Below are 25,715 nucleotides of genomic sequence, written 5' to 3' on the forward strand. Positions count from 1 at the left end.
TCTCGGTCCGCGCTTCGCCCGTCGTCCTCGCGGTCATCCGCCCCCCACCAGCAGTTCCGCCCCGGCCGGCGGCCGAGGATCGTCACGGTCGGCCAGCCAGCCCTCGGGCAGCGCGACCGGCCGCGGCTGGCTGGTCCGCCCGCGCGGCCCGCCCAGGACGACGGTCGGATAGGGCTGGTCGGCGATCTGCGCGAGCAGGCCGGCGAGCTCGTCCAGCGAGGACACCATCGCCAGCGCCCGGCGGACGTCGGAGCCGACGGCGAACCCCTTGAGGTACCAGGCGACGTGCTTGCGGAAGTCGGTGCAGCCGTGCAGCTCGCCCTCCTCGGCGGACAGCAGCTCGGCGTGCCGGAGCATGACCGCGGCCACCTCGCGCAGCGTGGGCAGCTCGCGCCGCGGCGAGCCGGCGAAGGCCGCGGCGAGGTCCCCGAACAGCCAGGGCCGGCCCAGGCAGCCGCGCCCGATGACGACGCCCGCGCAGCCGGTCTCGGCGACCAGCCGGAGCGCGTCGTCGGCCTCCCAGACGTCGCCGTTGCCGAGCACGGGGATGTCGACGGCCTCGACCAGGCGGGCGATGGGCGCCCAGTCGGCGGTGCCGCTGTAGAGCTGGTCGGCGGTCCGGCCGTGCAGCGTGATGCCGGCCGCGCCCTCGTCCTGGGCGATGCGGCCGGCGTCGAGGTAGGTGACGTGCTCGGCGTCGATGCCGATGCGCGTCTTGATGGTCACCGGCACGTCCCGTGCCGCAGCCACCGCGGAGCGCACGATGTCGGCGAGCAGCCGCCGGCGCCACGGCAGGGCCGAGCCGCCGCCCTTTCGGGTCACCTTGGGCACCGGGCAGCCGAAGTTGAGGTCGATGTGCGCCGGGCGCGTGCCGGCGACCTCCTCGTCGACCAACATCTCGACGGCGCGGCCCACGGTCGCGGGGTCGACGCCGTACAGCTGCACCGAGAAGCCGGCGGCGGCCTCCTCGGGGGTCGCGCGGACCATCTGCAGCGTCTTGGCGTTGCGCTCCACCAGGGCGCGCGTGGTGATCATCTCGCAGACGTACAGGCCCGCCCCGAACTCCCGGCACAGGGTGCGGAACGCGGGGTTGGTGATGCCGGCCATCGGCGCCAGCACGACCGCGGGGTCGACCGCCAGCGGGCCGAGCCACAACGGCGGTAGCGCCGTCGTCGGCTCGAGCGTGGCGGTCACGGTCCCCAGCGTAGGCGGCGACGCAGGTCACCCCGGTCGACGGACCGTTGAGCCGGGTCACGGCACGGCTCGACGGTCGGCGGGGCGGCACGGGCCGATCCCCGTCCCCAGCCGGGCCCCCGTCCACAGATCGAGGTCGGCCCGCCGGTTCTCGGACTCGTCCCGGGACGGTCGCACGGTGACCAGCCTCGCGGTGCCGCTCCTCCTCGCCGAACCCGCCCGGGGGCGGCTCGGCGTCTTCACCACGACCGACCTGGCCGCGCGAAGTTGATCATCGGCGACTGGCTGCCGCTCGCGGCGCGTCGACCAGCCATCTACCGATGATCAACTTCGGGAGGGCGCGGCGTCCTCACCACGACCGACCTGACCGCGCGGGGGGTGACCGAGAAGGAGGTGCCGCGACCGGCTTTACGGTCGACGGACCGGGTCGACCCGGCATGCTGCAGCGCGCCGGTGCCGCAGCCGGCACCGCCGACCGCCGAGGAGACCTCCATGAGCGACCTGCCCGACCTGCTGCAGCTGACCGAGGTGGGCGAGCGCCGCTACCACGTGTTCCAGCCGGCCGAGGCCGCCGAGGGCCGCGACGTCGTCTTCAGCGGCCAGCTGCTCGGCCAGATGATGATGGCCTCGGACCTGCACGCCGGCGGCAAGGACATCCGCTCGGTGCACGCCGTCTTCGCCCGCGCCGGGTCCTACCTGGCGCCCATCGAGGTCGAGGTCGAGTCGCTGCAGGCCGGGCGCACGTGGGCCAGCGACACGGTCACGGCCCGGCAGAACGGCAAGCTGCTCGCCCGCGCGACCGTGCTCCTCACCGTCGTCGACGAGGACCTGATGCGGCACGGGCCGGCGATGCCCGTCGTCCCCGGGTTCGACGAGCTCGCCCCCGCGACCGGTCAGGCCTTCCCCGGCGCCGAGATCCGCCCCGTGCCCGGCGCACCGATGACCGGGGACGTGCCGGTCGAGTCGGCCTGGCACCGCTTCGACCGGTCCCTGGGGTCGCCCGCCGCGAACCGGGCCGTGCTCTCCTGGGCCACCTGCGGGCAGCTCATCGGGCTGGCCATGCGCCCGCACGCCGTCGACGTCCGTCAGGCGCACCGGACGCTGAACACCGGCGTCATCGGCCACACGCTGCACTTCCTGGACCGGTTCGACGTCGACCGGCCGCTGCTGATCACCCAGGAGGCCACCAAGGCGGCGACCGGCCGCGTGTACGGGCAGGGCTCGGTGTTCACCGCCGACGGCGAGCTCGTGGCGGCGTTCCACCAGGACGCCATGGCGAAGGCCTCCCCCGCCGCGCTGGACCCGCGCACCGCGATGTAGCAGGACGGGCAATATGGCGGTTCTGCACGGTGCAGAACCGCCATATTGCCCGGGGCTCAGCAGCCGGGGAGGCGGGCTGCGAGGTAGGACTCGACCTGGTCGAGGCCCACGCGCTCCTGGCTCATCGAGTCCCGCTCGCGCACGGTGACCGCCTGGTCCTCCAGGGTGTCGAAGTCCACGGTGAGGCAGAACGGCGTCCCGACCTCGTCCTGGCGCCGGTACCGGCGGCCGATCGCGCCGGCGTCGTCGAAGTCGACGTTCCAGTTCCGCCGCAGCGCCGCGGCCAGGTCGCGGGCCTTGGGCGAGAGGTCGGCGTTGCGCGACAGCGGGAGGACGGCGGCCTTGACCGGCGCCAGCCGCGGGTCCAGCCGCAGCACCGTGCGGGTGTCGACGCCGCCCTTGGCGTTGGGGGCCTCGTCCTCGGTGTAGGCCTCGACCAGGAAGGCCATGAGCGACCGGGTCAGGCCGGCGGCCGGCTCGATGACGTACGGCGTCCAGCGGGTGTTGGTGGCCTGGTCGAAGTACGACAGGTCGGTGCCCGAGTGCTCGGTGTGGGTCTTCAGGTCGAAGTCGGTGCGGTTGGCGATGCCCTCGAGCTCCCCCCACTCCGAGCCCTGGAAGCCGAAGCGGTACTCGATGTCGACGGTGCGCTTGGAGTAGTGCGACAGCTTCTCCTGCGGGTGCTCGAACAGGCGCAGGTTGTCCCGGTCGATGCCGAGATCCACGTACCACTCGGTGCGCTGGTCGATCCAGTACTGGTGCCAGGTCTCGTCGGTACCGGGCTCGACGAAGAACTCCATCTCCATCTGCTCGAACTCGCGGGTCCGGAAGATGAAGTTGCCGGGGGTGATCTCGTTGCGGAACGACTTGCCGATCTGGCCGATGCCGAACGGCGGCTTCTTGCGCGCGGCGCCCATGACGTTGGCGAAGTTCACGAAGATGCCCTGCGCGGTCTCCGGGCGCAGGTAGTGCAGCCCCGACTCGTCCTCGACCGGGCCCAGGTGGGTCTTGAGCATCATGTTGAAGTCGCGGGGCTCGGTCCACGCGCCCTTCGTGCCGCAGTTCGGGCAGGCGATGTCGGCCAGGCCGTTCTCCGGCGCGCGGCCCTTGCGGGCCTCGAAGTCCTCTTCGAGGTGGTCGGCCCGGAACCGCTTGTGGCAGCTCTGGCACTCCGTCAGCGGGTCGGTGAAGACGCCGACGTGGCCGGAGGCGACCCAGGTCTGGCGCGGCAGGATCACCGAGGAGTCGAGGCCGACGATGTCGTCACGGCTCTGGACGACGGTCCGCCACCACTGCTTCTTGATGTTCTCCTTGAGCTCGACGCCCAGCGGCCCGTAGTCCCACGCGGAGCGGGTGCCGCCGTAGATCTCCCCCGAGGGGAAGACGAATCCCCGGCGCTTGCAGAGGTTGACCACCTTGTCGAGGCGGGCGGGGTCGTTCTTGGGGCTCTCGGCCACGGGCTCTCAGGCTCCATCCGGCTGGCGGTCGGCGGTTGACCTGCCCACGGTAGTCGGCGGCCGGGGAGCCCCCGTCAGTCGGTGATCGACCCGGGCGCAGCGGCGGTCAGGGCGATCCGGATCTCCGCCTGCCGCACCAGGAACGCCCGCTCGTCCAGCCGCTTGCGCCGCAGCCAGCCGGTCACCTCGTCGTTGCACTTGCTGGCGTTGCAGCGACCGCACGCCGGGACGACGTTGTCCAGCGTGTACCGCCCGCCGCGGGAGATCGGCAGCACGCAGTCGCGCTGGAGCGCGCTCCCGGTGGCGCCGCAGTACGCGCAGCCACCCCATTCGTGCTGCAGGGCGGCCCACTCGTACGGGGAGAGGTCGTGCTCGACGGCGTCCATCCGGCGCTTGCGGCGGCGGGCGTACCGGGCGGTGCGGGTGCGGCTGACCACCGGCCGACCGTAGGCGCCGGCGGCCTCAGTCGAGGAGGTAGACACCCGGTTCGTCGACGGCGTGCACCCAGACCGGGGCCCCGGCGATCTTCACCTCGGCCGCCGACAGGGCCCGCCGGTAGGCCCCGACGCCGTCCCACAGGGTGACCAGCGCCCACAGCCCCGGCTCCTCGGCCGCCTCACCGGCGTGCCCGTCGCGGAACCCGGGCCGGGCGGCGAGGGCGGCCAGGAGCGCGGCCACGTGCGCCGCGAAGTCCTCGCTGCCCGCGGGCACCCGCAGCCGGGTCACGGCGAACACCGACGGCCTCCCTCCCGGCCCGCGGACGCGCGCCCGCGGCATCGTCGCAGACCCGCGCGCAGCAGCCCGGAACGGCCGACGGCCGGCCCCCGCGGGTGCGGGGACCGGCCGTCGGGAGGAGCGGACGTCAGAGCGTGCCGAAGTCCGAGACGAGCAGGTCCTCGTTCACGAACACCGCCGCCTGGACGCTGCCGCCGCCCTCGAGGATCACCTCGATGACGATGACGTCGCACTGCGTCTCCTCGTCGAACTCCACCGTCACGAGCGAGGCGTCCGTCGGCGCCTCACCCTCGAAGACGTTCGCGTAGACGTAGGAGACCAGGTACTCCTGGGGGTCCGCACCGGCCTCGGTGGCCGCCTCGCTCGCCGCGGCCTGGAGGCTGGGGTCGGTCAGCGCCCACGCCGTGGAGGTGTCGGCCCCGGCGACGGCGCCCAGCCACTCCGCGGCCAGTTCGATCGACCCGGTGTAGGTCTCCTCGCCGCTCTCCCCGCCGCTGGGCGGGTCGTCGACGTCCATCGGCACCTCGGCGCCGGTGGGCAGGTCCGACGGCGGCGGGTCGTCGTCCTCCCCCATCTCCGAGCCCATGTCCTGGGCGGCGACGGAGGTGGAGGCGGACGTGGAGGAGGAGGCGGTCGAGCTGCCGCCGTCGTCGTCGTCCTTGAGAAGGAAGAACAGCAGGACGCCCACGCCGGCGAGGACGACGACGGCCGCCGTGATCACCCACGGCAGCACGCTCTTCTTCTGCGGGGGCTGGCCGTAGCCACCGGGCCCGAAGCCGGGGCCGCCGGGGGGGCCGTAGCCACCCGGCTGCCCGTAGCCACCCGGCTGCCCGTACTGGCCGGGAGCGGGCTGGCCGTACTGACCGGGCGGGCCGTACTGACCCGGCTGGCCGTACTGGCCGCCGTACTGACCTGGAGGTTGGCTCATGGTGCTTCTCTCGTCTCGGTGGCCGGGGAGGCGACCCCGGAGCGGAGAGCAAGGTAGCCACGCACCGGGCCGGCGCATACCGGTTCGCGCGCGCAGGTTGTCACAGGTGCGTCACGAACCGTTCTGCTTCCCTCACCTGGGGGACGGGACGTCGCAGGCTGGGAGGAAGCTGTCCGCGGCCAGGTCGCTGGTCGGCACCCGGCTCCGTCCCTACACTCCGCCGACGACCGCCTCCCGGCGCCGGCGCGGACGCGCGGCCGGGGAGCGGCACACGGAGGGACGTCAGCACGTGGATCTGGAACAGTTCGGCCCGTACCGCATCGAGGCCATGCTCGGCCGCGGCGGGATGGGTGAGGTCTACCGGGCCTTCGACACCGAGCACGACCGGGTGGTCGCGCTCAAGGTGCTCTCCCAGGCCCTGGCCAGCGACACCGGATACCGCGAGCGGTTCCGCCGCGAGGCCCACCTCGCCGCCCGGCTGAACGAGCCGCACATCGTGCCGATCCACCGCTACGGCGAGATCGAGGGCCGCCTCTTCCTCGACATGCGCCTGGTCCCCGGCCGCGACGTCGCCGCGGTGCTCGCCGAGGAGGGTCCGATGGACCCGGCCCGGGCGGTGTCCATCGTCAGCCAGACCGCCCGCGCGCTGGACTCCGCGCACGCCGACGGGCTCGTCCACCGCGACGTCAAGCCGTCCAACGTGCTGGTCACCGGCTCCGGCGACGACGAGTTCGTCTACCTCGTCGACTTCGGCATCGCGCGGTCCACCACCGACGCCGCCGGGCCCGCGCTGACCCAGACCGGCGCCGCGCTCGGCTCGTTCGACTACATGGCACCCGAGCGGTTCCTGGAGAAGCCGATCGACAAGCGCGTCGACGTCTACGCGCTCGCCTGCGTGCTGTTCGAGTGCCTCACCGGCCGCCGTCCCTTCACCGGTGACGGGCTGGCCACCCTCATGTACGCCCACCTGAACACCGAGGCCCAGGCCCCCTCCGCCGTCCGCCCCGGGCTGCCGAGGAAGCTCGACGAGGTCGTCCGCAAGGGCCTGGCCAAGGACCCCGACGAGCGCTACGCCAGCTGCGGTGAGCTCGCTGCCGCCGCCCGCGCCGCGCTCCGCGACTCCGGCGTCGCCGAGGCGATCATCCCCGCCGCCCCGCCCACCTCGGTCACGCCGCTGCCCCCGCCGCCGCAGACGGTCGGCTTCTCCGAGCCCGGCCCGCCCGGTGGCTACGGTCCGCCGTCCTCCCCCGGTGGCTACGGTCCGCCGTCCTCCCCCGGTGGCTACGGCCCGCCGTCGCACCCCGGGACCGGTGGCTACGCCCCCGCCGCCGGCACGGGACACCCCTCGCCGCCCACCGGCGGCTACGGCCCGCCGTCGCAGCCCGGTACCGGCGGCTACGCGCCGGCCGGCGGCACGGGGCGCCCGTCCCCCACGGGCGGGTACGGCCCGCAGTCCCACCCCGGCCCGCCCGGGCTGCCCCCGCAGGGGCCCGGCGGCGGTACCGGCTACGGCCTCGTCGGTCCCGGCACGTCCGGCTTCGGCCCGGGCGGCCCGGGCGGCCCCGGCGGCCCGGGCGGCCCCGGCGGTCCGGGTGGCCCCGGCGGCTTCGGCTCCTCGGCGTCCGGTGCCGGGCGGAAGTCCACCAAGCTGCCGCTGATCCTCGGGGGCATCGCCCTGCTGGTCGTGCTGGCCGTGGTCCTCGTGATCGCGCTGGCCGGCGGCGACGGTGACAACACCGCCGACGATCCCCCCACGACGCCCGTCAGCACCACGCCGACCACGACGACGCCGACCACCACCACCTCGACCCCGCCGGAGGACCCGGAGGACACCCTCCGGGCGATCCTGCCCGCGGACTACGACGCCGACGTCTGCGTCACCAAGCCGCCGGCCGGCGACGGCGACCTGGCGGCGCTGGAGTGCGGCCCGGCCAACACGCAACCCGGCCCGCAGATCTCGAACTTCTTCCTCTACGAGGACGGCGACGCGGTCGACGAGGTGTTCCTCACCGACATGGGTCGCCAGAGCGTCCGCGAACTCGACGTCAGCGGCGGCGAGTCCTGCCCGGCCCAGCAGGGCTACGGCTACTGGCGCAACGCCGACGGCGAGACGGCCGGCCGCGTGGCGTGCTGGGTCGACGCCGACAACGACGCGAACATGTACTGGACCCAGGACGAGTACGGCGTCGAGGGCATCATCGTGATCGAGGGCGGCGGCCCGGAGGCTCTCCAGACCCTCTGGACCTGGTGGCAGGACCCGGACAACAGCGACTTCGTCGAGAACTGACCGTCGACGGCGCGGGTCCCCTGCCCTCGGGCGGGAGGCCCGCGCCTCGTGCCGCGCCGGACAGTCGCCGTCCGCGACGTCGCAGGAGCACCAGAGGGGGACGTCAGCACGTGCAGTCGGATCGGTTCGGCCCGTATCGCATCGAGGCTCCGCTCGGCCGCGGTGGCGCGGGCGAGGTCTACCGCGCGCTCGACACCGAGCACGACCGGGTCGTCGCGCTCCGACTCCTCCCCCAGGCCCTGACCGCCGACGCCGGCTACCGCGAGCGGCTGCACTCCGCGGCCGCGCTCGCGGCCGCGCTCGACGAGCCGCACGTCGTCCCCGTCCACCGCTCCGGGGAGATCGAGGGCCGGCTGTTCCTCGACACCCGGCTGGTCGCCGGCCGCGACCTGGCCGCCGTCCTCGCCGAGGAGGGCCCGATGGACCCCGCCCGCGCGGTCGCCCTGGTCGGCCAGACCGCCCGCGCGCTGGACGCCGCGTCCGCCGGCGGCGTCGTCCATCCCGGCCCGCTGCCCTCCGACGTCGTGCTCTCCGGCTCCGGCGACGACGAGTTTGTCCACCTCACCGGCCTCGGTCTCCCCGCCGAGCCGGGGCGCCCGGCCGACGGGCGCGGGCACGTCCGCGCGCTCGCCGGCCTGCTGGTCGCGTGCCTGACCGGCCGTTCGGCCGACGCCGCCGCGGCCGGGCCGGCCGCCGCCCCCGCCGACCTGCCCCCGGGGCTCGAGGAGGTCGTGCGCCGCGGGCTGTCCGACGATCCCGGCGAGGGCTTCGCCACCTGCGGCGAGCTCGCCGCCGCGGCGGAGGACGCCCTGCGCGACGCCGCCCCCGGGCCGGGCAGGGCGGGGTGGTTGCCGCTGGTGCTCGGCGCCCTCGCCGTCGTCGCGGTGCTCGCCGTGGTCCTGGTACTCCTCCTTGGCGGCGGGGACGACGACGAGGCCGGCACCGAGGGGCCGACGACGACGGCGCCGGTGACCCGCACCCCGTCGACGCCGCCGGAGGACCTCGCCGAGGAGGCGCTGCGCCGGGTCATCCCGCTGAACTTCACCAACGTGGAGTGCGACACCGGTGAGCCCACGCCCGACGGCGCGGTCGCCGTCCTGGGCTGCGGATCGGCGCAGAACCAGCCCGGCCCCGAGGACTCGATGTTCTTCCTCTACACCGACCAGGCGACCGCCGACGCGGCCTTCCTCGCCGACATGGAGCGCAACGGCCTGGCTCCGCTGCCGGAGGGCGCGCAGTGCCCCGGGACGCAGGGCCACGGCGTCTACACGCTCGACGACGGCGAGCGGGGCGGCCGGTTCGCGTGCTGGATCGACGAGGACAACAACGCGATCTGGGCCTGGACCCAGGACGACCTCCCCGTGGAGGGCCTCGTCGTCATCGTGGACGGCGGCACGTTCGGTCTCGACGTCCTCAACACCTGGTGGAACGCCCAGGAGCTCAGCGAGTTCGTGCCCCACTGAGCCCGCGCACGCGACGGGCCCCTCCTCCCGGTCGGGAGGAGGGGCCCGTCGCGCACGGAGCGCCTCAGGCGGGAGCCGCCCCCAGCGCGGCGGCGGCCAGCGCGTCGAGCCGCTGCGCGACCTGCTCGGCGGTGGCCGGGCGCTGCCCGATGGGCGCCAGGCAGTCGCTGACGAGCGCCGCCTCCTCGTTGGTGAGCCCGGGGGCCAGCGCCGGCTCGGCGCTCATGACCCGCCGGATCGCCAGCAGCGGCTCGCTGTCGGGCAGCTCGCCGTAGAGGCCGTTCCCGGTCAGCGCCCGGTGCAGCGTGGCGCCGAGCGCGAAGACCTCGGTCGCGCGGGAGGGCCGGTCGCCGCGCAGCAGCGCCGGGTCCAGGAACTCCACCGAGGCCGCGCTGGCCATGCCGGTCAGGGTGACGCCCGGGGTGAGGAAGCGCGCCAGGCCCAGGTCGGAGAGCTTGCCCCCCTCGTCGGTGAGGAGGATGTTCGCCGGCTTCAGGTCCCCGTGGGTCAGGCCGGCCTCGTGCAGGGCGTGCAGCGCGTGGGCCGCGTGGCCGACCGCCCGCAGCACCTCTCCCCGGCTCAGCGGCCGCGCGGGCGCGGCGAGAGAACCGAGCGGGCAGTACTCCATGGCGTACAGGAAGCTGTCCTGCAGCACCGCGTCGTAGACCCGGACCAGGTACGGGGAGTTGACCTGGGCGAAGGCGCGCAGCTCGCGCACACCGCGCTGGTAGGCCTGCTCGCTGTGGCTGCCGGTGAAGACCTTGACCGCCACGTACTCGTCGGGCAGGCCGAGGCGCGCCGGCGGGCGGGCCAGGTAGAAGCGTCCGTTGTTGCCCTCACCGAGGACCCGGATCACCTGGTAGTCCGCGATCGTGGCAGGCGCCGCGCCTGCCAGGCCGACGGCATCCATCGTTTACCTCCTGGAACTGTGGTGCACCCGGTCCGGCCGGGCCGCCGCAGGCGCGGCAGCGCGTCAGTGTGCCCCCGCCCGGCCTGCGCGGGAAGGCGATCGCTCCCGGTGGGATTGGTCGGAGCGCCCGTGCGGCGGAATCGGCCACGGGGCCGACAGCCCGACTAGCATCCGCGCCCGCACGGCGCCTGCTGCGGCGACCGTCGGCGGCTGCGCCCGTCGTTCCTCTGCACTTCGCGGATCCGGCAGCACGGATCCACCCGTCCCTCCGGAGCGACCGTGGAACACCGTGAGATCGCCGAAGTCATCGCGTACGTCTTCGTCGACCTGGCCGTGATCATCGTGCTGGCCCGCCTCATGGGCCGACTCGCCGTGAAGCTCGGCCAGCCGGCCGTGGTCGGCGAGATCATCGCCGGCATCATGCTCGGCCCCACCCTGCTGGGCGCCCTACCGGGAGACCTCGACGCCAAGCTGTTCCCGCCCGACATCAAGCCGTTCCTGAACGTGCTCGCCCAGCTCGGCCTGGTGCTGTTCATGTTCCTCGTCGGCCTCGAGGTCGACCTGTCGTTCATCAAGGGCCGCGAGCGGGTGGCCGCCTCGGTGTCGATCGCGTCGATCCTGCTGCCGTTCTCCCTCGGCATCGTGCTGGCCCTCTACCTCTGGAACGACCACAACGTGGTCGGCGGCGAGGAGGTGGACCGCCTGGGCTTCGCCCTGTTCATCGGCGTGGCCATGTCCATCACCGCGTTCCCGGTGCTGGCGCGCATCCTCACCGAGCGGAACATGCACCGGATCCCGATCGGGGCGCTCGCGCTGGCCTGCGCGGCCGTGGACGACGTCCTGGCCTGGTCCCTGCTGGCCGTCGTCGTCGCGATCGTGGCGGCCAGCTCGTTCGGCGGCGTCATCGCGATCCTGGGGTGGTCGATCGTCTTCGCGCTGGTCATGTTCCTGGTCGTCAAGCCGATGCTGCGGATGCTCGTGACGTGGCACGAGCGGTTCGGTCGGTTGACGCCGGACATGCTGGCGGGGGTGCTGGTCGGGATCCTGCTCAGCGCGTGGATCGCCGAGGAGATCGGCATCCACTTCATCTTCGGGGCGTTCCTCTTCGGCGTGATCATGCCGCGGCACAACGCGGCGAAGCTGACCCACGAGGTCACCGAGCGACTGGAACAGGTCAGCGTCCTGCTGCTGCTCCCGGTGTTCTTCGTGATCACCGGGTCCAACGTCGACGTCGGCGCCATCACCCTGACCGGCCTCGGCGAGCTGGCGCTGATCCTGCTCGTCGCGATCTCGGGGAAGTTCGTCGGCGCCTACTTCGCCGCCCGCGCCCAGCGCGTGCCGAAGCGGCAGGCGACCGCGCTCGGGGCGCTGATGAACACCCGCGGCCTCACCGAGCTGGTCATCCTCAACGCCGGCCTGATGCTCGGTGTCCTGGACGGCAGCATGTTCACGCTCATGGTGATCATGGCCGTCGTCACCACGATCATGGCGGCGCCGCTGCTCAACGTCATCTACCCGCAGCGGATCCTGGACCGCGACATCGCCGCGGCCGAGCGCGCGGAGATGGGCCTGGTGGACGCCTACACCGTCCAGGTGGTCGTGGACGACCCGGAGCGGGACGCCGGCCTGGTCTCGCTCGCCTGCGACCTCGTCGGCCGCGAGACGCCGGCGCAGGTCGTGCTGACCCGGGTGATGCGGCGCACCCAGCCCAAGCCCGAGGTCGCCAGCGGCCTCGGTGCCGACCTGCTCCTCATGGCCACCGCCAGCGAGGAGCTGCGGCAGCTGGCCCGCCAGATCGAGGCCCGCGGGCTCAAGGCGTCGATCACGTCCCGCTTCAGCGACGACCCGTGGGCGGAGGTGGCCGACCTCGCCGCCAGTTCCGCCTCCGACGTCGTCGTCGTCCGCAGCGGCTGGGGCGTCCGGGAGGGGTCGAAGGAGGCCACGCCGTGGCCGGCCGCGCTCAACGGCACCGTCGTCGTGGTCAGCGGCGAGCTCGGCGAACCCGGGCTCGCACCCCACGGCCCGGTGGCCGTGGTGCAGGACGAGGAGGCCAACGGCCGCGCCGCCCTGCGACTGGCGGCCCAGGCCTCGATCGGCCGGGCCGTGCCGCTGCAGCTGCAGGCCGGGGACGGACGTCGCGCGGAGCGGCGCGCGGCGGGCGTCGGCGAGTCGCTGCGCCGGGCAGGGGTGCTGGTCGCCGACGACGAGCAGACGGCCATCCCCTCGCTGGTCGTCACGCCGGCCGGGGTGCCCGTCCCGCCCTCCGACGAGCTGACCCCCGTCCTCGTGGTGCACGCCAGCAACGCCGACCGTGACCGCGACATGGACGAGACGCTGGCCAGCATCGGCGGGTCCGCGCAGGCCTGACGCCCGGCGCACGCGACGGCGCCTGTCCCCCCACCGGGGACGGGCGCCGTCGTCGTCGGGGGGCGGCGACGCTCAGGTCACCTGATCGTCGAGCGTCCTCCCCGGCCGTGGACCGTGTGGGAGGACGCGCTGCGGTGAGGGAGGACCGACACGACGACGGCGCCCGCGCCCCCCGGGACCGGGAGGTGCGGGCGCCGTTGCCGTCGGCTCAGTAGCCGCCGTGCGGGGACTCGAAGGCGAACTGCCGCCCGCCCATGCGCACCGTCATCCCCGGGGTCAGCTGCACCGGCTGGCCGGGGATCAGCGAGGTCCAGGCCAGCTCGCCGCGGCGGGCGAACAGGGTGCCGTTGGCCGACCCGATGTCGGTCAGGACGACGTCCCACCCCTCCAGCCGGATCTCGGCGTGGTGCCGGCTGACGCCGCCCGTCTGGTCGACGACCAGCAGGGGCCGGTGGTTGCCGGTGCGGACGCGGTCGTCGGTCTCGGGCTCGCGGCCGAGCAGGTAGTCCGCGTCCAGGCTCACCGTGGCGCCGTTGTCGAAGACCAGCAGGCCCAGCGGGGGTCGCACGCCCTCGACGAACACCGCGGTCTGCTGCGTGGTGCGGATGCCGCACTGCGCGCAGAACAGCACCCGCGGGTCGTTGAGGTGGCCGTTCTTGCAGAGGATGCCCTTGACCTTCGGGCGGGTGTCGCCCTCCTCCTGGGCGGCCAGCGCAGCCGGCGGCTGCTCCTCGGAGACCACCGGCAGCGGCTCCCGCGGGGGCTCCACCTCGTCGGCGGGCGGCGGCTGCAGGAACGACACCGACTTGGCCGGGGCGGGCAGTTCCACGGGCGGCGGCGGGACGACCGGGGCCGGCGGCTCCGGCACCGCGTGCGCGGCGTGGTCGTGGCCGTCGTGGTCGTGGTCGTGCCCCGCGTGGTCGTGGGCGTGGCCGTCGGGCGCGCCCCCCGCCGGAGCCGGCGCATGCGCGGGCGGCGCGGGCGGAGGCGGCGGCGCGGGAACCGGCGGCGGGACCGGCGGGGTGGTGACCCGCCCACCCACAGGGATGGGCGGCAGCTGCGCGATGACCGTGCCGCCCGGCGCCGGCGGGGCCGGCACGACAGGGGTGGCCGGCACCGGGGCCGGCGAGAGCACCGCCGCGGCGCCCGGCACGACACCGGCCTCCAGGTCGGCGAGCGGGTGGGAAGCCATGTCGTCGGGCGCGCCGACGGACAGCCGCAGGGCCGCCGGGGGCCAGTCGACCAGCCGGTCCAGGTACGTGCGCCCGTCGGGCAGCGGGTCCTCCCCCTGCGCGCTGGTGAGCCGCAGGCCGAGCTCGGGCACCTCGGCCACGCCGTCGCCGAGCAGCGCGAGCGCCAGCCCCTCCTCGGTGGCGCTCGCCACCGCGAACGACGGCACGCCGGTCGCGGTCGGCAGCCACGCCCGCAGTTCCTCGTGCAGCCGGCGCCCCGGTGCCCGGCGACCGGCGGCGGAGACCCGGCGGCACAGGCCGACCAGCTCCCCGAGGAAGCGGTCACCGGCGGGGCTGGCGGCGGCGGGGGTCGCCGGGGCAACACCCCAGCCGCCGAGGCCGCTGCTGGCCGCCGGAGCCGGCGGTGTCGTCGTCGCCTCGACGGCGACCACGAGCACGATCCCGGGCAGCCGGACGACGAGGTCCTCGCCCGGCGTGACGGCGACGCCGACCTGGTCGAACGGCGGGACGCCGACCGCCGCAGCGGGCGACGCGGCGGGGGCGGGCGGAACGACGGGAGTCGACATCAGACGAGCCTCCCGCCGTTGATGCGCCAGTGCACGAAGGGCACGCGCATCGGGCCGTTGGCGACCAGCCAGACGAGGATCCACGTCGTCGCGAACGCGATGACGAACGCTGGGCCCGTGATGCCGTCGCTCCACGGGATGACCCCGCCGGCGAACAGGAACCACACCAGCAGGCCCTCGTTGATGCCGGTCAGGAAGCCGAAGAGCGTGGGCCAGTCCTTCTCCCACCGGAACTGCTGGATGGCGTGGTAGAGCAACTCCCACAGCACCCCGAGCACGGTGGTGACGAGCAGGACGGAGAAGGTGGCGCCGTAGGAGGCACCGATGCCGACACCGGTCGGCAGGATCGGCGTGATGATCAGCAGCCACAGGCCGCCGACCACGACCAGCAGGAAGATCCTGGTCTGGATGCGGCCGTTCAGGGTGGGGAGCACGGTGGTCTCTCTCGGGTCGTGAGGTCGGGCGGTCGGGTCGCGGGCGGCGTCAGATCTGCCTGTTGCGGACCCACTTCCACCACTGGCCGGTCGAGCGGCCCGGGCCCAGCTTCTTCGCGAAACCCTGCTTGATCAGGTCGTCGGCGATCTCCTGCGCGGCGATCTGCAGGCCGAAGAAGGTGTCCACGCCGGGGAACGGACCGCCGAGCGTGGCGCTGCCGGAGGCGTAGATCTTCCCGCCGTTCTGGGTGCCCAGGAGCTCGAAGTTCGTGCCGATGTCGAGGCGGCCGACGGGGTTGCGGCCGGCTCCGGAGTGGTCGAGCAGGTCGGCGAGCACGCGGTGCTCGCGGATGTCGGCCTCGAGGCCGGTGCAGTCGAGCACGAAGTCGAACGTGCCCAGCTGCGGACCCTGGTCGCTGCTCACCGCGACCTCCACCAGGTTGCCGACCGGCCGCATGTTGTCGATCTGGCCGATCATCACGCGGTACCAGCCCTCGCGGCGGCCCCGGTCGAGCTGCTCCAGCCAGTCGTTGCGCAGCGGGGTGTTGGTGCCGCCCATCTCCTTGTAGAGCTTCGCGCGCTCCTCGCCGTGGCTCTTGCGGACCTGCTGCTTGAGCTGGCCGCCCCACACGGACTTGGGGTAGTTGAACCCCTGGTAGGCCCAGCCGTCGGCGCCGCGGCGGCGCTTGAAGATGCTCGGGCCGTGGGCCTTGTCCACGTAGCCGCGGAACAGGTGCACGATCTGCGTCTGCAGCCCCCGCTGGTCGCGGTCGTCGATGATCCGCTGCAGCACCCGCGAGGCGACGATGCCGCCGCCGCGGATGAGGATGGTCACGGGGCGCTTGTACGCGGTCTCGTACAGGTGCTCGTGCGGCTCGTAGGCGTTCACGACCTTGGCGAAGTCGTTGTACTCCTGCCGGTACTTCTGCAGGTCGGGCAGGAACTTCAGGCCGGGGTAGCCCACGGCGACGTGCACCCACTGGCTGCGGTAGGCGATGCGTCGCGTGGCTGCGGCGCCCTCGGGCGGGGTGAGGATCGTGAAGTAGCCCCCGCCCACGCGGCGCCGGACCATGCGGACCTGGCCGTGCACGACCATCTCCGGGTACCGGATCCGGTGCATCTCCTTCTCCATGGAGATGAACGCGTGCCCGGCCTTCGGCGTGTAGTAGCGGGTGAAGATGGGCTCGAGGAAGACGTTCCACCACTGCTTGGGGCCCTCGCGGAACGCGTAGCTCGGGAAGCCCCAGATGTTGTCCGGGGTGGACGCCGAGTCCGACCGCAGGCGCTCGGTGCGCGGCACCTGGGAGACCGTGGTCAGGTACTCGTAGCTCTCCCACGGCGTCTTCAGGGGCGTGAGGACGCGGATCGCGCTGGTCGGGACGCCGCAGATGCGCAGGTAGTCCACCGTCACGAAGGACCCGATGCCACCCCCGAAGGTGACGAACGGGACGTCGATGATCGGGATGCCCGCCTCGGCGAGCATCTGGTCGGTCCAGAAGTCGTTGGCGATCAGGTGGTCGTTGAGGTCACCGGGCTGAGGTGGCCCCGACGGCGGCTGGGCGTGCTGGGGCGCGATCGTGCTCTCGCTCACGGGGGTGGTCCGTCCTTGCTCGGGGAGCCGCCACTGTCGGGCGCTGCCGCCGTCCGTGTCAACGGGATCCGCCGCGATGATCGCAACCGTGCCCCGGTCGTGCCGTCGCCGCCGTGGCCGGGTCCCGACGGGCGCCCGTCCCGGCCCGTGAGCAGGGCCGCTGGCCCTAGACTCGCGACGTCGGTGATGCCGCGGGACGGCGGGGGATACGCAGGTCTGCGGGAGGTCGTCGGTGGAGTTCGGTGAGTTCGGTCCCTACCGGCTCGAGAGCCTGCTCGGCCGGGGCGGCATGGGCGTCGTCTACGAGGCCTTCGACACCGAGCACCGGCGCCGGGTGGCACTCAAGGTGCTGGCCGAGGACCTCGCCTCCGACGCCGCCTACCGGGAGCGGTTCCGGCGCGAGGCCTACGCCGCGGCGCGACTGAGCGACCCGCACATCGTCCCGATCCACCGCTACGGCGACATCGACGGCCGGCTGTTCCTCGACATGCGACTGGTCCGCGGCAAGGACCTGTCGGCGGTGCTCGCCGAGCGGGGCCCGCTGCCTCCGCGGCAGGCGGTCGGGATCGTGTCGCAGGTGGCGCACGCGCTGGACTCGGCGCACGCCGACGGCCTGGTGCACCGGGACGTCAAGCCGTCCAACGTGCTGGTGAGCTCGCCGGCGCCCGATGCCGACGACGACGAGGAGGAGTTCGTCTACCTCGTCGACTTCGGCATCGCGCGCATGCTCATGCCCGAGCCCGGCCAGCCCAACCTGACCAAGGTCGGCTCCGCGGTCGGCAGCTTCGACTACATGGCCCCGGAGCGCTTCCTCGAGCAGCCCGCCGACGCGCGCGCCGACGTCTACTCCCTGGCGTGCGTGCTCTTCGAGTGCCTCACCGGGCGCCGGCCCTTCCCGGTCGCGGGGCTGGCGCCGCTCATGTGGGCGCACGTCAACGAGGCGGCCCCGCTCGTCTCCGCGCTGCAGCCGGACCTGCCCCGCGGGCTCGACGAGGTCGTCGCCCGCGGCCTGGCCAAGGACCCTGGGGGGCGGTGGCCCAGTGCCGGCGCGCTGGCCGCGGCCGCCCGCCGGGTGCTGACGTCGACCGCCCGACTCCCGTCCGTGGCGCCGCCGACCCCGCCGGTCACCGACCTGTCCCCGGGGTCTACCGGGGCCCGGCCGGACGGCGGAACCGGCGGCGCGGCGGTCGGCGGCGGAGGGGTTGGCGCGACGACCGGCGGCGGAAGGGTTGGCGCGACGACCGGCGGCGGAGACGCGGCCGGGGCGGCCGCCCCGGCCGGCGGGGTTCCGGGCGCCGGCGCACCCGGCCGGCCGCAGCCGCTGGTCCTGTCGTTCGACCCCGTGCCCACGCCCGCGGCGAGCGAGCCCGCACCGGCGACCGGCGGTCGCGGCGGGCGAGGTGGGCGACGCCGGACGGCGACGGTGCTCGTCTGGGCGGCGGCGCTGCTGGTGGCCGCGCTGGTCGGCGTCCTGGTGCTGCTGGACGGCGGGGAGCAGCCGCTGGACCGGCCGGAGCCACCCGTCGCGGGACCGCAGCACGAGGACCTGCTGGCGATCCTGCCGCCGGACTACGACGCGGCGGACTGCCGCCCGGCCCCGGCGGCCGACGACGGCGAGGTGGCGGCCGTCGACTGCGGCGCGAGCGCGAGCCGGCCCGGGCCGGTCCTCTCCCGCTTCTTCCTCTACCCCGACGCCGACACCGCCGAGGCTGCCTTCCTCGACGACGTCGCGCGCGTGGAGCTGGAGGAGCAGCCATCCGGCACCTCCTGCCCGGCGACGCAGGGCCACGGCACGTGGGAGGACGAGGGCGTGGGCTCGGGCCGGGTCGCCTGCTACGTGAACCGGGACAACGACGCCGTCCTGATCTGGACCGAGGCCGAGGACGCCGTCGAGGCCGTGGTGCACATCCGCGGCGGCGGCACCGAGGGGCTGACCGCGCTCACCGAGTGGTGGCGCGACACCGAGGTCGCCGTCTTCGGGGAGTGACCGACCCCGTCCCCTCCCCCGCGCCTCCTACGCGGAGCCGAAGCGGCGCTGGCGCGAGGCGTACTCCTCGCAGGCGGCCCACAGGTGCCGGCGGTCGAAGTCCGGCCACAGGGTGTCGAGGAAGACGAACTCGGCGTACGCCGACTGCCAGAGCAGGAAGTTGCTGGTCCGGTTCTCGCCGGAGCTGCGGACGAACAGGTCGACGTCGGGCATGTCCGGCTCGTCGAGGTAGCGGGCGACGGTGTCCTCGGTGACCTTGCCGGGGTCCAGCCGGCCGGCAGCCACCTCCCGGGCGATGGCGGCCGCGGCGTCGGCGATCTCGGCGCGGCCCCCGTAGTTGACGCACATGGTCAGCGTGAGGACGTCGTTGTCCTTCGTGAGCTCCTCGGCGATCTCGAGCTCCCGGATGACGCTGCGCCACAGCCGCGGGCGGCGTCCGGCCCACCGGACCCGGACCCCGAGATCGTGCATCTCGTCGCGGCGGCGGCGGATGACGTCGCGGTTGAAGCCCATGAGGAAGCGGACCTCGTCGGGGCTGCGCCGCCAGTTCTCGGTCGAGAAGGCGTACGCGGACAGAGCGCCGATCCCCAGCTCGATGGCGCCCTCGACGCAGTCGAACAGGGAGGACTCCCCCGCCTCGTGCCCCGCCGTCCGGGGCAGGCCGCGCTGCTTGGCCCAGCGGCCGTTGCCGTCCATGACGACGGCGACGTGACCGGGCACCTTGTCCGCCGGGATCTCCGGGGGCCGGGCACCGGTGGGGTGCGGGGTCGGCGCCTTCACCTCGCGCCGCCGGGCGGACCTCCTCACCATTCGCTCCCGCGGGGCGTTCCGCTCCTCGCTCGCCGGCGCTCGCTGCGATGCTCGCGCCCCTGTCCGCTCACGAGCGGTCGACGAGGGCCAGCGAGCGCAGCCCGCGCTCGAGGTGCCACTGCAGCAGCGCGGCGACCAGGCCGCTGCCCTCCCGCCGCTGTGCCGCCTCGCTGGCCTCGGCGCGGGCCCAGTCCCCGGCCAGCAGCGCCTCGAGCAGCTCGAGGGTGACCTGGCTGGGCATGCCGGAGCCGGCCGGCCGGCACTCGCGGCAGACCGAGCCCCCGGCGGGCACGGAGAAGTGCCGGTGCGGACCGTCCTCCCCGCAGCGCGCGCAGGCGGTGAGCGCCGGCTCCCAGCCGGCGACGGACATGGCCCGGAGCAGGAAGGCGTCGAGCACCAGCGGCGCGGGGTGGCTGCGCTCGGCCAGCGCCCGCAGCGCGCCGATGACCAGCAGGAACATCCGCAGCGACGGCTCCTTCTCCTCGGCGGTGAGCCGGTCGGCGGTCTCGAGGACGGCGGTGCCCGCGGTGTAGCAGGGGTAGTCCGACACCACCGCCTGGCCGTAGGAGCGGATGGACTCGGCCTGGCTGACCACGTCGAGGTTGCGGCCGGTGTACAGCTGCAGGTCCACGTGGCTGAACGGCTCCAGGCGGGCGCCGAACTTGCTCTTGGTCCGGCGCACGCCCTTGGCGACGGCCCGCACCTTGCCGTGCCGGCGGGTGAGGACCGTGATGATGCGGTCGGCCTCCCCCAGCTTCTGGGTGCGCAGGACGACGCCCTCGTCGCGGTAGAGCGACTGCGGTGTGGTGCTCAATACCCCAGCCTGTTCAGCTTCTTCGGATCGTCCTGCCACTCGCCGAGGACGGTGACGTGCAGGTCCAGGTGCACCCGGCCACCGAGCAGGACCTCCATGCCGGCCCGCGCCTCGCTGCCGATGGCCTTGATCGTCTGCCCGCCCTTGCCCAGCAGCATCGGCTTCTGGCTCGCCCGCTCGACGTGCAGCAGCGCGTGCACCTCGGTGAAGACGGCCTCGGCGTCGCGCGGGTCGGGCTTGCGGACGATCTCCTCGATGCTGACGGCCAGGGAGTGCGGCACCTCCTGGCGGACCTTCTCCAGGGCCGCCTCGCGCACCAGTTCCGCGAGCTGCCGCTCCACGTCCTCGTCGGTGGTCTGCTCCTGCGGGTACAGCGGCGGGCCCTCGGGCAGCATGCCGACCAGCAGCTCGGCCAGCAGCTCCACCTGGTCGCCGGCCACGGCGCTCACCGGCACGACCTCGCGGGCCTCCACCAGCTGGCTGGCGGCGACCAGCTGGGCGGTGATCGCCTTCTTGCTCGCGACGTCGGTCTTGGTGACGACGAGGACGACCGGCGTGGTCACGTTCTTCAGCTGGCGCGCGATGTAGGCGTCACCGGCGCCGACGGGCTGATCGGCGGGGATGCAGAACACGATCACGTCGACGTCGGAGAGCGTGTCCCGGACGACGTCGTTCAGGCGCTGACCCAGCAGGCTCTTGGGCTTGTGCAGGCCGGGGGTGTCGACGAGCACGAGTTGCCCCGCCGGCCGGTGGACGACGCCGCGGATGGCGTGCCTCGTGGTCTGCGGGCGGTTGCTGACGATGCCGACCTTCTCGCCGACGAGGGCGTTGGTCAGCGTGGTCTTCCCCGCGTTCGGGCGACCGACGAGCGCGACGAAGCCGCTGCGGTACGGCTGGTCCGGCGTGCTCACCCGCTCAGTCTCCCACTACGGGCGGACGGTTCTCCCGCAGCCGATCCGCGCCCGGCCGGCAATCCGGCGTCCGCCGCTCCGGGCCGGAGCACTGCGGGTGCTCTTCGTGGGTTGCGGGTCCTGCAGCACGCTTGAAGCGCGAGGAACACCCGCAATGGGGGCCGCCGGGCCGGAGCGGGTGACGGCCCCGCGCGGATCAGGCCTGGGCGCGCACGGTCCCGTCGGGGCCGGCGAGGAACACCGGCGCGGCCGGCGTGAGGTCGCGCACCGCGGCCAGCCCGTCGGCCTCGACCGCGTCACCGGCGGCGGAGACGATCGCCGCGGCCTCCAGCCCGGTGACCCCGCTGGAGACGGCCGCGGCGACGGCGGCCTGCAGGGCCGACAGCTTCAGCGACGGCAGGTCCACGGTGGCCGCCAGGTAGGTGCGCCCGTCGGTGTCGCGGACGGCCGCCCCCTCGGGGGCACCCGTGCGGCCCAGGGCGGAGCGGGCGAGGGTGACGAGCTTGGCGTCCTCGGGCTGCAGATCGGGCACCAGGGCATCCTCGCTCATCGTCTCGGTCCGGCCCTCCCGCAGGGGCCCGCCGCGAGCCTGCGGGTGGCGGGGGGCAGGAGGGTCCTTCCTCAGCTTTCCAGCACGCCGGCCGGCTGCTCGGCGCGGGCCTGCTCTGGCGTCGCGGCGTCGTCCCCGGTGTCCTCGTCGGCGCCGGGCTCGGGGACCCGGGAGACCAGCAGCGTGTCGATCCGGTTCCGCCGTCCGCCGGTGCTCTCCGCGACCAGCCGGAGGCCGCCGACGTCCGTCGCCGACCCCTCGATCGGGACCATGCCCAGCTCGCGGGCGAGCAGCCCGCCCACGGTCTCCACGCCCTCGTCGGCCGGCAGCTCGACCGAGAACAGCTCGGCCAGGTCCTCCACCGGCAGCCGGGCGGTGACCCGCATCGACCCGTTGCCCAGGTCCTCCACCGGCGGCCGCTGGAAGCCGTCGTGCTCGTCGGCGATCTCGCCGACGATCTCCTCGAGGATGTCCTCGATGGTCAGCAGCCCGGCGAAGCCGCCGTACTCGTCGACCACGATCGCGATGTGGATGCGCTGGGCCTGCATGTCGCGCAGCAGTTCGTCGACCGGCTTGGACTCCGGCACGAAGGTCGGCGTCCGCATCAGCTCCTCGATCCGCGGGCCGCGCCCGTCGCCGAGGTTCTGCGAGCGGCGCACCAGGTCCTTGAGATAGACGACCCCGACGACGTCGTCGACGTTCTCGCCGATGACGGGGATGCGGCTGAACCCGCTGCGCAGCGCCAGCGCCAGCGCCTGGCGCACCGTCTTGGTCCGCTCGATGTGCACGACCTCGGTGCGCGGGACCATGACCTCGCGGGCGATGGTGTCGCCCAGCTCGAAGACCGAGTGGATCATGTTGCGCTCGCCCGACTCCACGACGCCGCGCTCCTCGGCCATGTCGACGAGCTCGCGGAGCTCGACCTCGGAGGAGAACGGGCCGTCGCGGAAGCCGCGGCCCGGGGTGATCGCGTTGCCGACGAGGATGAGCAGCGTGGCGACCGGGCCGAGCACCCGCCCGAGCAGCCGGACCACGCCCGCGGTGGCCAGCGCGAGGCCGTAGGCGTGCTGCTGGCCCAGCGTCCGCGGGCCGACGCCGATCAGCACGTAGCTGACCACCGTCATCACGCCCGCGGCCGTCAGCACCGCGGCCCAGCCGCCGCCCCACAACTCGTAGAGGACGACGGTCACCAGCACCGCGGCGACCATCTCGCAGACGATCCGCAGCAGCAGGAGCAGCGACACGTGCCGGGCGCGCTCGGCGAGGACCTCGGCGAGCGCGCCGGCCCGCGCGGCGCCCTCCCGGCGCATCTCCTGCACCCGCGCGGCCGAGACCCGCTGCAGGGCGGCGTCCATCGCGCCGAACAGGCCGGCGAGCGGGACGAGCAGCACGGCGATCACCAGGAGGGTGGTCTGCGCCGACGTCATGGGGGTCCCGTCACCGAGCCGGGGGCTGCCGGTCGACGGGCTCGCCCGTGACCGGTTGGCGGGGGGCGGACCGCCACGCGTCGAGGAGCTTGCCCTGCAGGGCGAACATCTCCTTCTCGTCCTCGGGCTCCATGTGGTCGTAGCCGAGGATGTGCAGCACGCCGTGGGTGGCCAGCAGGACCAGTTCGTCGTCCATCGTGTGCCCGGCGGCCCGGGCCTGGCGGACGGCGACCGACGGGCAGAGGACGACGTCGCCGAGCAGCGCCGGGCCGGGATCGGGGTCGTCGGGGCGGGACGTGTCCAGCTCGTCCATGGGGAAGGCGAGCACGTCGGTGGGGCCCTTCTCGCCCATCCACCGCTCGTGCAGCGTGGCCATGTACTCGGTGTCCACGCACAGCACCGACAGCTCGGCCATCGCGTTCACGCCCATCTCGGCGAGGACGAACCGGCAGATCCCGGCCAGCTCCGCCTCGTCGACGGCGATCTCGGACTCGTTGGCGACCTCGACGGGCACGGCGGTCAGCTCCCCTGTCGGCGCGGGCGGGGACCGCGCGCCGGCGCCGGACCGGTCGAGCGGGCGGAGGGCTGCTGCTGGGACGCGTCCCACCGCTCGTAGGCGTCCACGATGTCACCGACCAGCCGGTGCCGGACGACGTCGGAGCTGGTCAGGTTCGCGAAGTGGACGTCGTCGATGCCGTCGAGGATGTCGCGCACCACCCGCAGCCCGCTCTGCGCGCCCCCGGGGAGGTCGACCTGGGTGACGTCGCCGGTGACGACGATCTTCGAGCCGAAACCGAGGCGGGTGAGGAACATCTTCATCTGTTCCGCGGTGGTGTTCTGCGCTTCGTCCAGGATCACGAACGCGTCGTTGAGGGTGTTGTGGGTGACGAGGAAGTCGTCGGTCACGTACAGGGAGTCCTGGGCAGCCACCTGGATGCACAGCGTCTCCTGCTCGCCCACGGGCTCGATGCTGTCGATGAACCGCATCGGCCGACCGCCGCCGGACTTCTCGTACACCCGGCGCTTGCGCTCCAGGCGGAACGGCTGCACGCCGGACGGGAGGCGGATGTCGAGGACGTAGGCGTCCTCGCGGTACTCCACGGGGCGGCCCGCGGCGAGGCCCGGGGGTCGCCCGGCCGCCTCCCTCAGGCGCGTGTACACGACGCCGCCGAGCGACCGCACGAGGAACGTCACGTCGTCCTTCAGGGACGGCGACGTCGTCGCGTACTGGATCCGGCACGTGCGGCCCCGCTGCGTCACGGGCCCGCCGTCGGAGTCCAACAGCCCCTGCAGGAGCGCCAGGCGGACCGCGCTCGAGTTGCGCAGGTAGTCCTCGGGCACGAACTTCGTGGCCGACGTCGTGCCTGCGAGGTCGAGCCGGCGCAGGACGGCGGTCACCGGGTTGGCGACCCTCAGGCCTCCGCGTCCGCCGCCCACGTGGCGGAGCACGTAGTCGTAGCCGCCCTTGTGTCGCACCTCGATGCCCTCGAGCGCCGCCTCGAGCGCGACGGCCAACTCCGGATCGGCCGTCGCGAAGGCCGGCGTCGTGGTGGTCGTCAGGCAGCCGTCACCGAGCAGCAGTCCGAGCGCGTAGGGGTCGAGCGGCACCTCGCGGGGCTCGAACTCCACCGGGGCGACGACGGGGAGCTCGTACCGGCGGGCCCGCGCCGCCCGCAGCTTTCCGATCATCTGCCGGGTCTCCAGCGTGCGCGTCTTCCCGCGACGACGATCGGACGCCGTGGTCACCGTCCACAGGTGCTCGCCGCACGCCAGCGTCCGTGCGCCGTCCTGCGTCGCCACGCGGTAGACCTCCCTGCGCCCCTGGGGATAGACCCCGAGCACCGGGGTCGGCAGGCCGTCCGAACCGATGACCAGGTCGCCGACCCGGAGGGTGCCGATGGGGAGGAAGCCCTGCGGGGTGAGGACCTGCGCGTCGTAGGGCTGCGCACGGCCACGCATGTATGCCAATGGCGCGACTTCAATTGTTCCGGACGCCATCAACCGGGGAATCGATTCCGGGTCGACCATGTCGTGCAGCGCGTCGTACAGCGGCCGCAGGTAGGGGTCGATCTTCTCCGACAGCGACCCTGGCAGGTAGCCCAGCCGCTCGCCGGCCTCGACCGCGGGGCGGGTCAGGATGATCCGGTTGACCTGCTTCATCTGCAGCGCCTGTACGGCCTTGGCCATCGCCAGGTAGGTCTTGCCGGTACCGGCCGGCCCGATGCCGAAGACGACGGTGTGCGCGTCGATCGCGTCGACGTACCGCTTCTGGTTCAGCGTCTTGGGCCGGATCGTGCGGCCCCGGCGGCTGATGATGTCGAGGCTGAGCACGTCGGCGGGCCGCTCGGAGCCGCCGCTGCGCAGCATGCCGATGACCCGGCGCACCGAGTCCGGGCGCAGTGCCTGGCCGGTGCCCAGCAGGGCGATGAGCTCGTCGAAGACCGCGACGGCGAAGGCGTTGTCGGCCGGCTGACCGGTCACGGAGATCTCGTTGCCGCGCACGTGCACGTCGGCGGCCACGTCGGCCTCGACGAGGCGGAGCAGTTCGTCGCCCGAGCCGAGCAGCCCCACCATGGAGACGCTCTCGGGGACGGTGATCGTGGTGCGGACGGGTGCGGGCGTGGTGCCCGCCAGTGCCGACGTGCCCTCCGGGCCGCCGTCGATCGCGGCGGCCTGGGCGGAGGCCTCACGGGACGTGGGGGCTCCGGGTACGGGGACGTTCGGGGAGGAGTCGGGCAAGAACCCTCGACCCTGCCTTCCTGCTGAGGCGG

Annotated in this window: 21 protein-coding genes; 5 read left to right on the plus strand and 16 right to left on the minus strand. The window is 73.8% G+C overall.

From position 1 onward, the window contains the following. Positions 1 to 33 precede the first annotated feature (33 nt). Positions 34 to 1,194: a tRNA dihydrouridine synthase DusB gene (gene dusB, locus BMY88_RS04045; RefSeq protein ID WP_091940455.1), complete on the minus strand. Its 1,161-nt coding sequence runs from the start codon at positions 1,192 to 1,194 to the stop codon at positions 34 to 36. Between the two features lie 492 nt (positions 1,195 to 1,686). On the opposite strand from dusB, the gene BMY88_RS04050 reads away from it, so the two are divergent. Continuing rightward, on the plus strand, positions 1,687 to 2,514 hold the full coding sequence (locus BMY88_RS04050; protein WP_139220393.1) for an acyl-CoA thioesterase: 828 nt from the start codon (positions 1,687 to 1,689) through the stop codon (positions 2,512 to 2,514). Positions 2,515 to 2,570: 56 nt separating this feature from the next. On the opposite strand, the gene BMY88_RS04055 is transcribed toward BMY88_RS04050, so the two are convergent. The 4 genes from BMY88_RS04055 to BMY88_RS23245 all read right to left on the minus strand — a co-directional run bounded on the left by BMY88_RS04055 (position 2,571) and on the right by BMY88_RS23245 (position 5,634). After that, positions 2,571 to 3,971 (minus strand): glycine--tRNA ligase, encoded by a 1,401-nt coding sequence (locus tag BMY88_RS04055; protein WP_091940459.1) that lies wholly within the window; start codon positions 3,969 to 3,971, stop codon positions 2,571 to 2,573. A gap of 74 nt (positions 3,972 to 4,045) precedes the next feature. Then, a complete protein-coding gene (locus BMY88_RS04060) occupies positions 4,046 to 4,408 on the minus strand; it encodes an HNH endonuclease (RefSeq protein WP_244524435.1) in 363 nt (120 codons plus the stop codon). 25 nt (positions 4,409 to 4,433) lie between these two features. Continuing rightward, entirely contained in the window at positions 4,434 to 4,706 is a 273-nt protein-coding gene (locus tag BMY88_RS04065) for an antibiotic biosynthesis monooxygenase (RefSeq protein ID WP_091940461.1), read from the minus strand. A gap of 127 nt (positions 4,707 to 4,833) precedes the next feature. After that, on the minus strand, positions 4,834 to 5,634 hold the full coding sequence (locus BMY88_RS23245; protein ID WP_139220394.1) for a hypothetical protein: 801 nt from the start codon (positions 5,632 to 5,634) through the stop codon (positions 4,834 to 4,836). Between the two features lie 289 nt (positions 5,635 to 5,923). Here BMY88_RS23245 and BMY88_RS24595 point away from each other — a divergent pair, with 289 nt between their 5' ends. Both BMY88_RS24595 and BMY88_RS04085 read left to right on the plus strand, forming a co-directional pair. Continuing rightward, complete coding sequence (locus tag BMY88_RS24595) at positions 5,924 to 7,921, plus strand: serine/threonine-protein kinase (RefSeq protein WP_211435481.1); 1,998 nt, start codon at positions 5,924 to 5,926, stop codon at positions 7,919 to 7,921. A gap of 110 nt (positions 7,922 to 8,031) precedes the next feature. Then, positions 8,032 to 9,384 (plus strand): serine/threonine-protein kinase, encoded by a 1,353-nt coding sequence (locus tag BMY88_RS04085; RefSeq protein WP_091940464.1) that lies wholly within the window; start codon positions 8,032 to 8,034, stop codon positions 9,382 to 9,384. A gap of 64 nt (positions 9,385 to 9,448) precedes the next feature. Here BMY88_RS04085 and BMY88_RS04090 read toward each other — a convergent pair whose 3' ends face one another. Then, positions 9,449 to 10,294, minus strand: a complete 846-nt coding sequence (locus tag BMY88_RS04090; protein ID WP_091940466.1) for a protein kinase domain-containing protein — start codon at positions 10,292 to 10,294, stop codon at positions 9,449 to 9,451. 279 nt (positions 10,295 to 10,573) lie between these two features. On the opposite strand from BMY88_RS04090, the gene BMY88_RS04095 reads away from it, so the two are divergent. After that, on the plus strand, positions 10,574 to 12,661 hold the full coding sequence (locus tag BMY88_RS04095) for a cation:proton antiporter (protein ID WP_211435482.1): 2,088 nt from the start codon (positions 10,574 to 10,576) through the stop codon (positions 12,659 to 12,661). Positions 12,662 to 12,869: 208 nt separating this feature from the next. Here BMY88_RS04095 and BMY88_RS04100 read toward each other — a convergent pair whose 3' ends face one another. From BMY88_RS04100 to BMY88_RS04110, 3 genes are read right to left on the minus strand one after another with little or no spacing between them, the layout of a single operon-like run. Further along, the gene (locus tag BMY88_RS04100; RefSeq protein WP_091940468.1) at positions 12,870 to 14,420 is read right to left on the minus strand and encodes an FHA domain-containing protein; all 1,551 of its coding nucleotides are present in this window, start codon (positions 14,418 to 14,420) and stop codon (positions 12,870 to 12,872) included. Further along, a complete protein-coding gene (locus BMY88_RS04105; RefSeq protein WP_091940470.1) occupies positions 14,420 to 14,854 on the minus strand; it encodes a hypothetical protein in 435 nt (144 codons plus the stop codon). The genes BMY88_RS04100 and BMY88_RS04105 overlap by 1 nt, the downstream gene beginning before the upstream one ends. 49 nt (positions 14,855 to 14,903) lie before the next feature. After that, the gene (locus tag BMY88_RS04110) at positions 14,904 to 16,445 is read right to left on the minus strand and encodes a hypothetical protein (protein ID WP_091940472.1); all 1,542 of its coding nucleotides are present in this window, start codon (positions 16,443 to 16,445) and stop codon (positions 14,904 to 14,906) included. A gap of 232 nt (positions 16,446 to 16,677) precedes the next feature. On the opposite strand from BMY88_RS04110, the gene BMY88_RS04115 reads away from it, so the two are divergent. Then, on the plus strand, positions 16,678 to 18,432 hold the full coding sequence (locus BMY88_RS04115) for a serine/threonine-protein kinase (protein WP_211435483.1): 1,755 nt from the start codon (positions 16,678 to 16,680) through the stop codon (positions 18,430 to 18,432). 27 nt (positions 18,433 to 18,459) lie between these two features. On the opposite strand, the gene BMY88_RS04120 is transcribed toward BMY88_RS04115, so the two are convergent. The 7 genes from BMY88_RS04120 to BMY88_RS24830 all read right to left on the minus strand — a co-directional run bounded on the left by BMY88_RS04120 (position 18,460) and on the right by BMY88_RS24830 (position 25,683). After that, complete coding sequence (locus BMY88_RS04120; protein WP_244524436.1) at positions 18,460 to 19,239, minus strand: isoprenyl transferase; 780 nt, start codon at positions 19,237 to 19,239, stop codon at positions 18,460 to 18,462. A 70-nt stretch (positions 19,240 to 19,309) separates the two neighbouring features. Further along, positions 19,310 to 20,056 (minus strand): DNA repair protein RecO, encoded by a 747-nt coding sequence (gene recO, locus BMY88_RS04125; RefSeq protein WP_091940476.1) that lies wholly within the window; start codon positions 20,054 to 20,056, stop codon positions 19,310 to 19,312. Further along, complete coding sequence (gene era, locus BMY88_RS04130; RefSeq protein ID WP_091940478.1) at positions 20,053 to 20,967, minus strand: GTPase Era; 915 nt, start codon at positions 20,965 to 20,967, stop codon at positions 20,053 to 20,055. The genes recO and era overlap by 4 nt, the downstream gene beginning before the upstream one ends. Positions 20,968 to 21,163: 196 nt before the next feature. Further along, positions 21,164 to 21,517 carry a cytidine deaminase gene (locus BMY88_RS04135; RefSeq protein WP_091940480.1) on the minus strand — a complete coding sequence of 118 codons (354 nt, stop codon included), beginning with the start codon at positions 21,515 to 21,517 and terminating at the stop codon, positions 21,164 to 21,166. 71 nt (positions 21,518 to 21,588) lie between these two features. Next, entirely contained in the window at positions 21,589 to 22,944 is a 1,356-nt protein-coding gene (locus tag BMY88_RS04140) for a hemolysin family protein (RefSeq protein ID WP_091940482.1), read from the minus strand. A 10-nt stretch (positions 22,945 to 22,954) separates the two neighbouring features. After that, the gene (ybeY, locus tag BMY88_RS04145; protein WP_091940847.1) at positions 22,955 to 23,458 is read right to left on the minus strand and encodes an rRNA maturation RNase YbeY; all 504 of its coding nucleotides are present in this window, start codon (positions 23,456 to 23,458) and stop codon (positions 22,955 to 22,957) included. 5 nt (positions 23,459 to 23,463) lie between these two features. Continuing rightward, a complete protein-coding gene (locus BMY88_RS24830) occupies positions 23,464 to 25,683 on the minus strand; it encodes a PhoH family protein (RefSeq protein ID WP_211435484.1) in 2,220 nt (739 codons plus the stop codon). Between the last annotated feature and the right edge of the window lie 32 nt (positions 25,684 to 25,715).

It is taken from the genome of Trujillonella endophytica, from assembly GCF_900110555.1.
Taxonomy (GTDB): Bacteria; Actinomycetota; Actinomycetes; order Mycobacteriales; family Geodermatophilaceae; genus Trujillonella; species Trujillonella endophytica.